Below are 14,221 nucleotides of genomic sequence, written 5' to 3'. Positions count from 1 at the left end.
AAACAATAATACAAGGCTACTTCATTTTTGGAGTAGCCTTTTTTTTGTAACAATTCTTAGCTTTGAATAAATAACCATAAACGTAAAAGCATTGCAAGAGCAAACCAAACATAAAATTATCATTACCTGCTCACCAAGAATGAGCCCTATAGTAGAGGAAGAAGTAAAAGCATTAGGCTTCAAAAACACCAGCATCCACCACCAGAATGTGGAGCTGATGGGTACTTTTGCTGATACCTTGCGCCTCAACCTCTACCTACGTACTGCCAATAGAGTGCTATTTGAAATAGATAACTTCAATGTAAACACCGCTGATGAACTCTATAAAAAGGTAAAGAAAATAAGATGGGACTCTATTTTTGATGTAGATGGATATTTTAGTATTAAAAGCTATGTGAAGAATGACAAAATATTAGATCCTCGTTTTGCAAGCTTAAGGGCTAAAGATGCCATTGCTGATTACTTTATGGAGAAATACGACCGCAGACCTAACTCAGGTAAGGATCTGTCTCAAACCGTTTTATTTCTACACTGGCATGAGCACGAAGCCGCTATCTACATAGATACCTCGGGAGAAACTATTGCCAAGCACGGATACCGAAAAATTCCTATGAAGGCCCCTATGATGGAGTCTCTAGCGGCCGGCACCATCTTAGCTTCAGCCTGGGATCAGAAGAGCCATTTCATTAATCCCATGTGCGGTAGTGGTACACTAGCCATTGAAGCCGCCCTTATTGCTAAAAGAAAATTCCTCAACATCAACAGAGAAAACTTCGGTTTTATGCATGTAAATTATTACAATGCTGATATCTGGGAAAGAATGAAGCAAGAGGCTGCTGTACTGGAAGTAAAAGAGCTCCCCTTCAAAATTATAGCTACTGACCTTAACCCTGCCGCTATTGTAGCCGCAAGGCAAAACGCCCTGGCAGCAGGAGTAGAAGAACTTATTGAATTTAAAACTTGTGATTTTAGAGACACTCCCCTCCCTGAAGACGAAAAAGGAGTCATATTTATTAACCCGGAGTATGGACAAAGATTAGGAGAAGAAAAGGCTTTAGAGAAAACATATCAAGAAATAGGTGATTTCTTTAAGCAAAAGGCTTCTGGCTATTTCGGTTACATTTTTACCGGAAACCTGAATTTAGCTAAAAGGATCGGTCTAAGAACAAAACGAAGAATTGAATTCTTTAATGCTAAAATAGACTGTAGGCTCTTGGAGTACGAATTATACGCAGGCACTAAAAAAAGTGGTAAATTGGATAAATGATTAAACGCATAAGTGTATTTGGGGAAAGTATTTACTATTCTTTTCCCATACAGCTATTATTGAATCATGTAAAGAGAAATCAAGTATTGCTTCTTTGCTGGGTTATTCTTTTTGCCATTATCTCAGGCAATTTTGGCAACTATCTGGGCATCCCCTACCTCTTCCTAGATCCTGTATACCTCAATAAAGTAAGCTTTTCCAGCTTCTTCATCATGGGCATAGTCATATCTGGCCTAAGTGTGGCATTTCACATTACCACCTATATTAATGACGGGCACAGATTTTCATTTATTGGTGTTATATCCAAGCCGTTCACCGTTTTCAGCCTCAATAACAGCATCATTCCTTTTATATTCTTATTCAATTATGTAATCTATATCATTCAGTACCAGGTATCTAACGAATACCTCTCTTTTGACAGCCTTTTCATTAACCTGCTTGGCCTCCTCTCCGGCTACAGCCTCATGCTTATAGTTTTATATTCTTACTTCTGGTTTACTAATAAAGACATATTCAAATATGTAGTTTGTAAACTCGATGAAAAGCTCAAACAGAACATTAAAGCTACAAGAGCCAGCGCCATGAAAAAGCTCAATATAGCTAAGAAAAAACAGATAAGAGTGGATAGCTACCTGTCTTTGAATTTTGAAGTGAAAGGAGCCTACGAATCACAAGGTTTTTATGACAGAAATACCATCTTACAGGTATTTGATCAAAACCATTTTAACTTGGTAATCATTGAGTTATTTATCCTTCTTATACTTTTGGTGATGGGCATTTTTCGAGATTATGAAATATTTCAGCTGCCCGCTGCTGCAAGCTTCACCCTGCTATTAACCATTTTCATCATGTTTGCCGGAGCCTTTTCCTATTGGTTTGGAAGCTGGTCTGGCAGTGTAGCATTGATACTATTGCTAGCCGTCAACTTTATGGTAAAAGAAGGCATATTTAACAAAAAATATGAAGCCTATGGTATCAATTATAACACTAAACCCAGCCCCTATAACCTAAATGAAATAGACAAGCTAACCTCTGCCGAACTGGTTAATGCTGACAAGCAAAGTGGCAGGGAGATTTTAGAAAACTGGAAAGCCAAATTTGACCCTAACACCAAGCCTAAAATGGTACTGCTATGTGCCAGCGGTGGTGGCCAGAGAGCGGCTTTGTGGACCTTATATTCACTGCAAGTAGCGGACAGCCTTACTAACGGCCAGCTTATGAAAAACAGCATGCTCATAACTGGCGCCTCTGGCGGGTTAATTGGCGCAAGTTATTTCAGAGAATTGTACCTACTAAAACAAGAACAGGAAATAGACAACCTATATTCAAAAATATACTTCGATCACCTGGGCAGCGACAACCTCAATGCGGTTATATTCAGCCTACTTATGAATGACATGTTCGTAGGCTTTCAGGAGTTTAATTACAAAGGCCTAAAATACTCCAAAGACCGTGGCTATGCTTTTGAGCAGCAGTTAAACAAGAACACAGGATACATACTAGACAAGCCTCTTTCAGCCTATAAAGAACCTGAAAGAGATAGTAAAATACCTATGCTCATCATGGCTCCAACTATCATCAATGATGGCCGCACGCTATACATCTCTCCTCAGAATGTTTCTTATATGATGGATGCCAGTGATAGCCTTTACAAGGCTGAAAAAACCAATGGTGTAGAATTTTTAAGATTTTTAAAAGATCAGCAAGCCGATAGCCTACGGTTTTTAAGTGGTCTAAGAATGAGTGCCACCTTCCCTTACATTACTCCTAATATTACGCTGCCAAGTACCCCACCTATAGAGATCATGGACGCCGGAATTACAGATAATTTTGGCATTTCTGATGCTGTCAGGTTCCTTTACGCCTTCAAAGAATGGATAGCAGAAAACACCTCAGGAGTAGTATTGGTTTCTATTAGAGATTCTGAAAAAGAAGAGCCTATTAAAAAAGAAGATAAACTCTCTCTTTTCGAAAAATTCTCATTGCCTATCAGCAGCATTTACCAAAATTTCCAAAGCCTGCAAGATATCAATAATGATGACCGGGTAGAGTACGCCAAAAGCTGGTTCTCCGGCAGCATAGAGAGGATAGACATTCAATATATCCCTGAAGAATATATGAAAGAAAATCTTCCTAAAACTGATAGCTTACGCATGGAAAATGTAAAAAGAGCCTCACTTAGCTGGAGACTAACTAGCCGTGAAAAGGCCAGCCTTATCAACAATATAAACACTCAATCCAACAGAGCTGCTCTCAAAAAGCTACAGCTGCTTCTTAAAGAATAAATTCATCTACTTGGTTATTTTATATATTAATTTCAAGAATATATAAAAAGGTAATATAATTTGAACAAGATTTTCATAACGGTGTTAATATAGAGTAAAGGTTATGTTAACTATGTTTGTTTATCTCATGCATAAAATCTAAAACGATATTACATAACTTACAATATCTCATAATCACCTCTTTAATTTGAAGACTGCGCTTAGCTCTAAGCACTGAAGCCACTAAATTCACCACCACATATAGTTGTGGAATTAAATACACAGTTCACATATAAATTCCCCACACAATACCCCTATATTTTACCACGCCTTTGTTTCAACATAGTTTTATAATCACAAAAAAACAGCCTCTATTTCCTCCTATTGAGGAATTCTCAAAAATATAGTTCAAAAAATGATCGCGTCAATATTTTAGCATGATTTTTCACCTTACGGTCAATGAAACTGACTAACATATTCATCATCAGTAAAACAAAAGAGAAGAATAAAACAGTCAGACTAATATTTGAATCTTGTCTTAACATTTGACCAAAGTAATAAATACAATTATGACCGCTATTGAATTTAATCACCGAATCGCCTCATTAAAAGATACTCTTGAACTGTTCACTAGAAGATTTACTAAAGACCAAGAAGAATCGGAAGACCTTATACAGGATACTGTGCTTAAAGCTTTAACCTATAGAGATAAGTTTAAGCAAAACACTAATCTTAAAGGTTGGTTATATACAATAATGAGAAATACCTTCATCAATAATTATAGAAAAGCTCAAAGATCAAAAACTACTCACGATGATACTAAAGAGCTTTACTATTTAAATGTTGCTGATGACTATACATTTAATTCTCCTGAAACTTCTTATGAGTATGAGGATATCATGAACTGCGTAAATGACGTGAAGTCTGATCTTTTACAGCCATTCAAAATGCACGTAGAGGGTTATAAGTACCATGAAATTGCTGATCAATTGGATATTCCTATCGGGACAGTTAAGAATAGAATTTTCCACGCAAGAAAAGAAATTCAGAAAAAACTTGTAGCTTACGCAAGGTAAATAATATAAAATATTGAATGAGTGAAAATATTGCTGTAATAGGCTCAGGCTTTGCAGGATTATCTGCAGCCTGTAGCCTTGCTTCTTTAGGACACCAAGTTACTATATACGAAAAAAACTCTACAGCTGGCGGAAGAGCCAGAAAATTTGAAACTCAAGGCTTTACTTTTGACATGGGCCCCAGCTGGTATTGGATGCCTGATGTCTTCGAACGATTTTTCAATCGTTTTGGTCGTTCTGCCAAAGACTACTATCACCTCACTCGTTTAGACCCTTCCTACCGAGTTTATTTTGGCCAGAATGATTTCACTGACATACCGGCCAACTTAGATCAATTATATATCCTATTTGAAAGCATCGAAAAAGGCAGCGCTGAAAAATTAAAAGCCTTTTTAAAAGAAGCTGAATATAAATATGAAATAGGTATGAATGATTTGGTTTATAAACCAGGCAAATCATTAACCGAATTTCTAGATACAAGGCTTATAAGTGGAGTGCTACGCTTACATGTTTTCAAGTCTATTTCATCTTATATCCGCAAGTTCTTTAAAAATCCAAGGTTAATTCAACTACTTGAATTCCCCGTGCTCTTTCTGGGTGCTATGCCTGAAAAGACACCAGCTCTATATAGTTTGATGAACTATGCTGATATGTCTCTAGGTACGTGGTATCCTGAAAAGGGAATGTATAGCATTATAGAAGGAATGGTATCTTTAGCCCAAGAGCTTGGAGTAAAGTTCGAGTTTAATGCTCCTGTAGATAGCATTTGGATGAATGAAAAAAAAGCATTAGGCCTTTGTATTAATAATAAAAATATACCACATGATTATATAGTAGCCAGTGCGGATTATAACCATGTAGAGCAAAAGCTTCTACCCAAAAAATTCAGAAAATATAATGAAGACTATTGGGATAAGAGAGAATTAGCCCCTTCTTCTTTAATATTTTATCTGGGTGTGAATAAAAAGATAGATAATTTATTACATCACACCTTATTTTTTGACAAAGAGCTTAAACAGCATGCTAAAGAAATCTATGAAACCCCCCAGTGGCCTACAGATCCTCTTTTTTATGTGTGCTGCCCCTCTAAAACAGACCATTACTGTGCTCCAGAAGGAATGGAAAATCTTTTCATTCTAATGCCAGTAGCTCCCGCTTTGAAGGATAATGAGGAAATAAGAGAAAAATATTACAACCTGGTTATAGAAAGGTTAGAATCATTGATAGGACAAAATATAAAAGAGCACGTTATATTTAAAAAGAGCTATGCTCATAAAAACTTTATTGAAGATTATAATGCCTTTAAGGGAAATGCTTACGGCTTGGCTAATACGTTAAAACAAACGGCCATATTAAAACCGTCTATGCACAGCCCAAAGGTACCTAACCTCATATACACCGGCCAGCTTACTGTACCGGGACCTGGCGTACCTCCTGCTATTGTTTCAGGACAGGTGGCAGCGCAAGAGATAAACAACCTAACCAACAAAATATGAAAGCACTATTTGATCAAGTATCCGCTAAATGTAGTAAGCTTACCACTCATCATTACAGCACTTCTTTTTCATTGGGCATAAAATGTCTGGATAAGCCCCTGAGAGACCCTATTTGTGGAATCTACGGCTTTGTGCGCCTCGCAGATGAGATAGTAGATAGCTTTCATGATTATGACAAACCCAACTTATTAAAAAGGTTTAAGGTTGAAACTCACCAGGCCATTGAAGAAGGGATTAGTCTCAACCCAATATTAAATAGCTTTCAGCATGTTGTGAATACTTACAACGTTGACAAGATTCTAATAGACCAGTTTCTATTCAGCATGGAAATGGATCTTTCTAAAATAGAGTATAACACTAAAAACTATGAAGAATACATTTTAGGATCAGCTGAAGTGGTGGGATTAATGTGCCTGAAGGTTTTTTGTAATGGCAACCAAGAGCAATATGATCATTTAAAGCCCTATGCCATGAAGTTGGGTTCTGCTTTTCAAAAAATCAACTTTCTCAGAGACTTGAAAGATGATTATGTAACCTTAGGAAGAAGCTACTTCCCTGGTGTTGAACTCAATAATTTCAACCAGGCTCATAAAGAAGAAATAGAAAGAGATATAGAATCTGAATTTAAAATGGCCTTAACTGGAATAAAAAAATTACCTAGAAGCTCCAAATTCGGTGTATATCTGGCTTATATCTATTATTATTCCCTTTTCAAAAAAATCAAAAAAACCCCTTCTACACAAGTCATGAAACAAAGAATACGCATTCCTAATCCACAAAAAATTTCGTTGTTATTTTACACTTATTTAAGACACAGACTGAATATATTATAATGGATAAAGTGGTTTTGGTAGATCAGAATGATCATGAGCTAGGAACAATGGAAAAGATAGAAACTCACAGAAAAGGCCTGCTACACCGTGCCTTCTCTCTGTTTGTTTTTAATAGCCAAAATCAATTGCTCATTCAAAAAAGAGCTGCTCACAAGTATCACTCTCCTGGTTTATGGACTAACACCTGCTGCAGTCATCCTAGAAAAGGAGAAACCATAACTGATGCTGCAAGAAGGCGCATATTTGAAGAAATGGGTATTACTACCGACTCTGAGTTTATTTATAAATTCATTTACAAAGCCGATCTGGAAGGTGAAATGATAGAACATGAGCTGGATCATGTACTCGTGGGATACACTGATGATACCCCAAACCCTAACCCAGAGGAAGTAGAAAGCTATCTGTATGATTCCATGGAAAATATTCAACAAAAAATAAAGGCGGCTCCTGAAGAATACACCTATTGGTTCAAAATCATTATGGAGACGCTTCCTTCAAAACTTGAGAATCTTAAAAAGTAAAACATCCTGTATTAAACAGCCGTTTTACTTCATATATTTCAAAGTAATAAAATCACTGTGTAAAGTGATTACTGTAAATAAAGGATGAGCAAGATTAATATTTTTTGGTTTAGAAGAGATCTACGTGTAGATGACAATATTGGCCTCTATCATGCTATGGAGCAAGACTTACCAGTACTTTTGCTTTTTATTTTCGATAAAAATATTCTCAACGAACTACCAAAAAATGATGCCCGTGTTACTTTTATACATCGGCAATTGCAAGCTCTGAATGAAGACCTTAAATCTAAAGGTTCATCCATATTAACCCTTTATGATTCGCCTGAAAATGCTTGGGAATCGCTTATTAAAGACCATAATATACATTCGGTTTACACTAATCATGATTATGAGCCTTATGCGAAAGATAGGGATACAGGAATTGAGAAACTGCTGAGTGATAACGACATACTATTTAAAACCTATAAAGATCAGGTAATACTGGAAAAAGCTGAGGTAGTAAAAGATGATGGAGAACCCTATGTAGTGTTTACACCCTACAGCAAAAAGTGGAAACAAAAGGCCTCTAAAAAACATTTTGAAAGTGTTCCCTCAGCATTATACTTCAGTAATTTTTTCACTCATAATAGTAAATTAATACCCCTCAACGAAATGGGGTTTGAAGAAAGCGATTTGGCAATACCTTCTGATCAAGTTTCTGAATCCATTCTAAACAATTATGAAGAGAGAAGAGACTACCCCGGAGTGAATGGCACGTCGAGGTTGGGAGTTCATCTTCGCTTCGGCACTATAAGCATCAGAAAAGTAGCTACTAAAGCCAAACAGCATAGTGAAACGTTTCTCAATGAACTCATCTGGCGAGAATTCTATCAGATGATTCTCTGGCACTTTCCACGAGTGGTGGAGGAAAATTTCAAAACCAAATACAATGCTGTAAAATGGAGTAAGAGTGAAGAAAATTTCAAAAAATGGTGCGAGGGAAAAACTGGCTACCCCATGGTAGATGCCGGCATGAGAGAACTGAATGCCACAGGGTATATGCATAACCGGGTGCGGATGGTTACCGCTAGCTTTCTTACCAAACATTTGCTTATAGACTGGCGCTGGGGTGAAGCCTATTTTGCTGAAAAGTTGTTAGATTATGAACTCGCCTCTAATAACGGTGGCTGGCAATGGGCTGCAGGTACTGGTACGGATGCTCAGCCCTACTTTAGAATATTCAACCCGGAATCACAATTGAAAAAATTTGATCCTGATCTAAAATATGTAAAGAAATGGGTGCCTGAATATGGCACAGATAAATACCCTGACCCTATAGTGGATCATAAAGAAGCAAGAGAAAGAACATTAAACGAATATAAAACGGCTCTAGACTCATGAAAATATTGCTCACTGGTGCTACTGGCTACATTGGACGCAGGTTACTTCCTATACTGGTAAACCAGGGGCATGATGTAGTTTGCCTGGTGAGAGACCAACGACGTTTTGACTGGGACGACTTCGATGATGATTTTCTGGCTCACGTAGAGGTCAGAGAAGCTGATCTTGCTGATCCTGAATCTTTAGCCAATATCCCGAAAGACATAGATATTGCCTATTATCTGGTGCATTCTATGACTAGCTCCTACTCTGATTTTTCCATTAAGGAGAAAGAAACAGCCATTAACTTTGCCGAAGCTATAAAGCACACTAGTACGCGACAAATCATTTACCTGAGTGGCATTACCAATGCTGACGATCTCTCAGAACACCTCAAGTCAAGAAAAAATGTAGAATCTTATCTTCAAGAAAGCGGAAAGGCCGTAACAGTACTGCGCGCTGCTATTATTATAGGTTCAGGCAGTGCTTCATTTGAGATAATAAGAGATATTGTAGAAAAACTACCGGTAATGCTGGCTCCTAAATGGCTTAAGAGCAAATGCCAACCCATAGGTATACGCAATGTAATGGAATACCTAGCAGGCGTGGCTGATAAAAAAGAGTCCTTTGATAAGGTTTTTGATATTGGAGGGCCCGATATATTCACTTATAAAGAGATGCTCTATGAATATGCTAAAGCGCGTAAGCTAAAGAGACATATACAAACTGTTCCGGTACTTACACCTAAGTTATCATCACTTTGGCTTTACTTCGTAACTTCTACCTCCTACCCCCTGGCCAGGAATCTGGTAGACAGCATGAAACACGATGTAGTGGTACAACATGAAGGCATTGATGAAATAGTGCCTTTGAAAAAATATGCCTACCAGGAAACTCTTGAAATGGCTTTTAGCCGTATCAGCCAAAAGAATGTTATCTCTAGCTGGACTGACGCCCTTTCAAGCCATAAAATCAAAGAAAATTTTATGGACTTCATTGATATACCTAAGCACGGGTGTTTTCATGATGTGAGAGAAATTGAGTTTACCAGATCTGTAGATGAAGTGCAGGAAAACCTTTGGGCTATTGGTGGCACCACTGGCTGGTACTTTGGAAATTTCCTTTGGAAAATAAGGGGTTTTTTGGATAAGTTAGTTGGTGGCGTAGGCCTTCGTAGAGGCAGAAGAAGTCAGCATGATTTAAAGGCCGGAGATGCTTTAGATTTCTGGCGAGTGCTACTAGCCAATGAAAAAGAAAGAAGACTACTGCTATATGCTGAAATGAAGCTACCAGGAGAAGCCTGGCTAGAATTTAGAATTAAAAAAAGTGGAAAAGCTTATAAATTGATACAAAAGGCTACTTTTAGGCCATTGGGTATCTGGGGTAGACTTTATTGGTACAGCGTACTGCCTTTCCATTTTTTAATTTTTCCTAAAATGGCAAAAAACATTGTAAACAGCTAAAACAAAAGCATGAAAGTATATAACCTAACCAGTACTCAGACTTTAAACATTTCGCTTTTAAAAGCTTGGGATTTTTTTTCCTCTCCTAAAAATTTAAAAGAAATAACACCTCCTCACATGGGGTTTAAAATCAATTATGTCTCTGGAGGGGAACGTATGTATCCAGGTCAGATCATCAAATATATTGTGAACGTTTTGCCTGGAGTACCTGTTAAATGGACAACAGAAATAACGCATGTGAGTGAGCCCAATTTCTTTGTAGATGAGCAGCGTTTTGGCCCTTATGCCATGTGGCATCATCAGCATCATTTTAAAGAAGTACCAGAAGGAGTAATGATGACTGACATAGTGAACTACGCCATACCTTACGGCTTTATTGGCAGACTGGCCAATTGGCTATTTGTAGAAAAGCAAGTGAAGAAAATATTTGCTCACCGCCACCAAGTATTAGAAAATTATTTCAACCATAAAACTCAAACTGTTTAGCCTATGTCTGGCGCACCTCTTATTATAGTATGCTCTTTAATAGTAATCGGAGTATTCCTTTTTATGGAAGCCGTAGCATGGTTTACCCATAAATACATTATGCATGGCTTTTTATGGAGTTGGCATCGTTCTCATCATACACACCATAAGCATGTTTTAGAGCGAAATGACCTCTTCGCTCTAGTATTCAGTATACCATGTGTTTTACTCTTTTATTACTCTACCTTGGTAATTTACAGCCCCTATCTCATCTCTGTGAGTATAGGCATATTGTGCTATGGTATTTTTTATATGATCTTTCATGATATCATAGTACATCAGCGCATAAAATGGTGGCCGAAAAAAAGATCTAAGTACTTAAACAGAATGATCAAAGCACACCATATTCACCACAAGAAGCACACAAAAGAAGATGGAGAAGCTTTTGGTTTCTTATATGCGCCTAAAAAGTTTGAAAAAAGAGATATCACAAAATAATTTATGAGTGACCACTGGCTCTACCTCATGCTAGACCTTGGGGCTATTAGCGTACCCTTTGCCTGTAGCTTTTACTCCAAGGCCAATTTTTCTAGTACCTGGAAATCACTGGCCCCTGCCATGATTATTCCTGCCATCATATTCATCATATGGGACATACTATTCACAGAATGGGGATTCTGGGGTTTTAACCCTAAATACCTCACTGGTTACAAAATATCTAACCTACCTGTAGAAGAATGGTTGTTTTTCTTTTGCATACCCTATGCTTGCACATTCACCTACTTTTCTTTTAATCATTTATTCAAAACCAATCCTTTAAAAAAATATGAAAAGGCCATCTCTTGGGTTTTGATAATAGTGATGCTGATAGCAGGTTTCTGGAATTTATCTCTTGCCTACACTTCTGTAACCTTTATTAGTTTGGCATTTTTCTTACTAGGTTATAATGTTTTTATCAAAAAATCTCTAGCCTATTTTTACCTCACCTTTATTGTCATACTCGTTCCTTTTTTCATCATCAATGGAGTGCTCACCGGCACTGGTATTGAAGGCGAGGTAGTGTGGTATAATGATGATGAAAACTTAGGTATCAGGATGTTAACAATTCCAGTAGAAGATACTTTTTATGGCATGTTACTTTTGATAATGAACATCACTCTCTATGATTACTTCAGGTTTCGTAACTCTGCTGATTCTGCTGGTTAAGGTGACTTTACTTTAAAACTTACATTGCTATATCATAGCGAAGGTGTATTTGTTATTATTGAAGTTCATTATTTAACCTATTATCATTTCATATGACAAAAACCAACAAATACCTTTCTAGTCTATTTTTGGCGAAATTTCTTTTTATTTTTTTCTTATCTACTACACTGATTAATAGCTCTTTCGGTCAGCCGCCATTAACAGTAAGTGGGAATAGAATATTAAGTGGAGGCGTAGAAACAAGCTTTGCTGGTAACAGTTTTTTCTGGAGCAATAACGAGTGGGGAGCCGAAAGGTTCTACAATGCCAATTGCGTAGAGTGGCTCAAGAATGACTGGGAATCTACCATAGTTAGAGCAGCTATGGGTATAGAAGAAGATGGAGGCTATATTGACGATCCTTCAGGAAATAAAAACAGAGTGAAAGCCGTGGTAGATGCTGCTATTGATCAAGGCATATATGCCATTATAGACTGGCACTCTCACCATGCAGAAAATTATCAATCAGAAGCCATTAATTTCTTTAAGGAAATGGCCACTGAATATGGTAGTACCAATAATGTGATCTACGAAGTATACAATGAGCCTCTGGGCAATGCTTCATGGAGCGGACAGGTAAAGCCCTATGCTGAGGCTGTAATAGCTGCTATCAGATCCATAGACCCTGACAACCTTATTGTGGTTGGTTCACCTAATTGGTCTCAGGATGTAGATGTGGCTTCAAGAAACCCTATTACTGGGTATAATAATATTGCCTATTCTTTGCATTTCTATGCTGGCACACATGGCCAGTACTTAAGAGACAAAGCCACTACAGCCATGAATAACGGTGCAGCCATAATGGTTACCGAATGGGGAACTGTAAATGCAAATGGTGACGGCGGTGTAAACGAGTCTGAAAGTAATGCGTGGATGAACTTCCTGGAGGACAATAACATTTCTCACTGTAACTGGTCTGTACATGATAAACAAGAAGGTGCATCTATTTTAAGACCAGGGGCCAGCAGCAATGGCGGCTGGAGCTCTAACGATCTTACAGCCTCAGGGAAATTCGTTAGAAACATCATCAAAAACTGGGAGAGCAACTTGGGAGGTGGAGGAAACTCAGCTCCAACAGCTATAATCACTGTAAGCGTAGATGAAAGCACACTTACGGCTGATTTCACTGGCTCCGGATCATCTGACCCAGATGGAGACATGCTTACTTATACCTGGAGTTTTGGAGATGGAAACACTGCTACAGGAGTAAACACCAGCCACACCTACAGCAACCCTGGTACCTATACCGTTTCTTTAACTGTAAACGACGGAAATGGCAACAGTGGAAGTAAAACTATGAGCATTTACTTAGGTAGCTCAGATGGCGGCGGGGGTAATGGCTGTAATTTCAACACCCCGAGAGCTTCAGCCTTACCTTCTAAGCAAAATTCATATACTCATGTACATGTATCCTCCGGTGGCCCTAACTTGAGTAATATTTCAGACCTAACTATTAATTGGGATCTTCCTAATAATGGATTATATCAATTCTCAGCAAGAACTACCAATGGTTCTCCCAGCTGGTGGAATGATTTAATACCTAAGGCTTCACACAACTTCAACCAGTCACAGCCTTCTATTAGCCTTTCTGGCACTGGTTTTCCTGGTCTGGACGGTGAGTATTGGGTTACTTTTGATGGAGATAACTTTGTGATGGTTAGCAAAACAGATGATTACTACATTTATTTTTCTAACAGTGCCAGCGCACCGTCATGCTTATCAATAGCTAGCACAAGTAACTATGCTAGTTTTGGAGGCAAAGCGGATGAAATCATCTATCCAAACCCAAGCAATTCAGAATTCTCTGTGAGGATAAGTACTCCTGAGAAAGCTGAAAGTATAAACCTCTATGACAGCAATGGTCTGTTAATTCGCTCATATGCTAAAAAAAGCATCCAATCATCAATGGAAATTGGCGGCGAACTCCCTAGAGGATTATATATCTTAAAAGTAAATTATAGCGAAACAAGCAAATCTTATAAGCTTATTAAAAAATAATAATGTCAACAGCGGCTGTGCCAAATGGTGCGGCCGCTTATTTCTTAATCTTTCGCAAACATATAGGGTTAAAAACAAAAAAACTGAACGTAATAATCAGTTCAGCTCCTATTTTTATCTGGCTAATTGTCAAGGCCACATCCCTCCTTTCCTCCAAAGCCCAATCACTTGCTATCGCCAGCTTTATTATAAAAAGTGACTCTCCCTGAACAATTAATGGTTTCACAATAACTAT

Annotated in this window: 12 protein-coding genes; all 12 read left to right on the top strand. The window is 37.9% G+C overall.

The window, feature by feature from the left end; translation table 11 throughout:
- The first annotated feature begins 91 nt into the window (after window positions 1-91).
- A complete protein-coding gene (locus JL102_RS15060; RefSeq protein ID WP_394369244.1) occupies window positions 92-1,267 on the top strand; it encodes a THUMP domain-containing class I SAM-dependent RNA methyltransferase in 1,176 nt (391 codons plus the stop codon).
- Window positions 1,264-3,552 (top strand): patatin-like phospholipase family protein, encoded by a 2,289-nt coding sequence (locus tag JL102_RS15055; RefSeq protein ID WP_237390609.1) that lies wholly within the window; start codon window positions 1,264-1,266, stop codon window positions 3,550-3,552. The genes JL102_RS15060 and JL102_RS15055 overlap by 4 nt, the downstream gene beginning before the upstream one ends.
- Window positions 3,553-4,100: 548 nt before the next feature.
- Window positions 4,101-4,607 carry an RNA polymerase sigma factor gene (locus JL102_RS15050; protein ID WP_202245255.1) on the top strand — a complete coding sequence of 169 codons (507 nt, stop codon included), beginning with the start codon at window positions 4,101-4,103 and terminating at the stop codon, window positions 4,605-4,607.
- A gap of 17 nt (window positions 4,608-4,624) precedes the next feature.
- Entirely contained in the window at window positions 4,625-6,103 is a 1,479-nt protein-coding gene (locus tag JL102_RS15045; RefSeq protein WP_202245254.1) for a phytoene desaturase family protein, read from the top strand.
- Window positions 6,100-6,936, top strand: coding sequence for a phytoene/squalene synthase family protein (locus JL102_RS15040; protein WP_202245253.1), 837 nt, complete (start codon window positions 6,100-6,102; stop codon window positions 6,934-6,936). The genes JL102_RS15045 and JL102_RS15040 overlap by 4 nt, the downstream gene beginning before the upstream one ends.
- Window positions 6,936-7,457, top strand: a complete 522-nt coding sequence (gene idi, locus JL102_RS15035; RefSeq protein ID WP_202245252.1) for an isopentenyl-diphosphate Delta-isomerase — start codon at window positions 6,936-6,938, stop codon at window positions 7,455-7,457. Before JL102_RS15040 ends, idi begins: the two co-directional genes overlap by 1 nt.
- A gap of 84 nt (window positions 7,458-7,541) precedes the next feature.
- Window positions 7,542-8,837 carry a cryptochrome/photolyase family protein gene (locus tag JL102_RS15030; RefSeq protein ID WP_202245251.1) on the top strand — a complete coding sequence of 432 codons (1,296 nt, stop codon included), beginning with the start codon at window positions 7,542-7,544 and terminating at the stop codon, window positions 8,835-8,837.
- A complete protein-coding gene (locus tag JL102_RS15025) occupies window positions 8,834-10,279 on the top strand; it encodes an SDR family oxidoreductase (protein ID WP_202245250.1) in 1,446 nt (481 codons plus the stop codon). Before JL102_RS15030 ends, JL102_RS15025 begins: the two co-directional genes overlap by 4 nt.
- A gap of 9 nt (window positions 10,280-10,288) precedes the next feature.
- On the top strand, window positions 10,289-10,765 hold the full coding sequence (locus tag JL102_RS15020; RefSeq protein WP_202245249.1) for an SRPBCC family protein: 477 nt from the start codon (window positions 10,289-10,291) through the stop codon (window positions 10,763-10,765).
- Window positions 10,766-10,768: 3 nt separating this feature from the next.
- Window positions 10,769-11,242 carry a sterol desaturase family protein gene (locus JL102_RS15015; protein WP_202245248.1) on the top strand — a complete coding sequence of 158 codons (474 nt, stop codon included), beginning with the start codon at window positions 10,769-10,771 and terminating at the stop codon, window positions 11,240-11,242.
- Window positions 11,243-11,245: 3 nt separating this feature from the next.
- Window positions 11,246-11,950: a lycopene cyclase domain-containing protein gene (locus JL102_RS15010; protein WP_202245247.1), complete on the top strand. Its 705-nt coding sequence runs from the start codon at window positions 11,246-11,248 to the stop codon at window positions 11,948-11,950.
- A gap of 92 nt (window positions 11,951-12,042) precedes the next feature.
- Window positions 12,043-13,986 carry a cellulase family glycosylhydrolase gene (locus tag JL102_RS15005; RefSeq protein ID WP_202245246.1) on the top strand — a complete coding sequence of 648 codons (1,944 nt, stop codon included), beginning with the start codon at window positions 12,043-12,045 and terminating at the stop codon, window positions 13,984-13,986.
- The last annotated feature ends 235 nt before the right edge of the window (window positions 13,987-14,221 follow it).

Source organism: Fulvivirga sediminis, assembly GCF_016757215.1.
Taxonomy (GTDB): domain Bacteria; phylum Bacteroidota; class Bacteroidia; order Cytophagales; family Cyclobacteriaceae; genus Fulvivirga; species Fulvivirga sediminis.
Note: the sequence above shows the minus strand (reverse complement) of the source record. Positions and strands in the feature narration are given on the sequence as shown.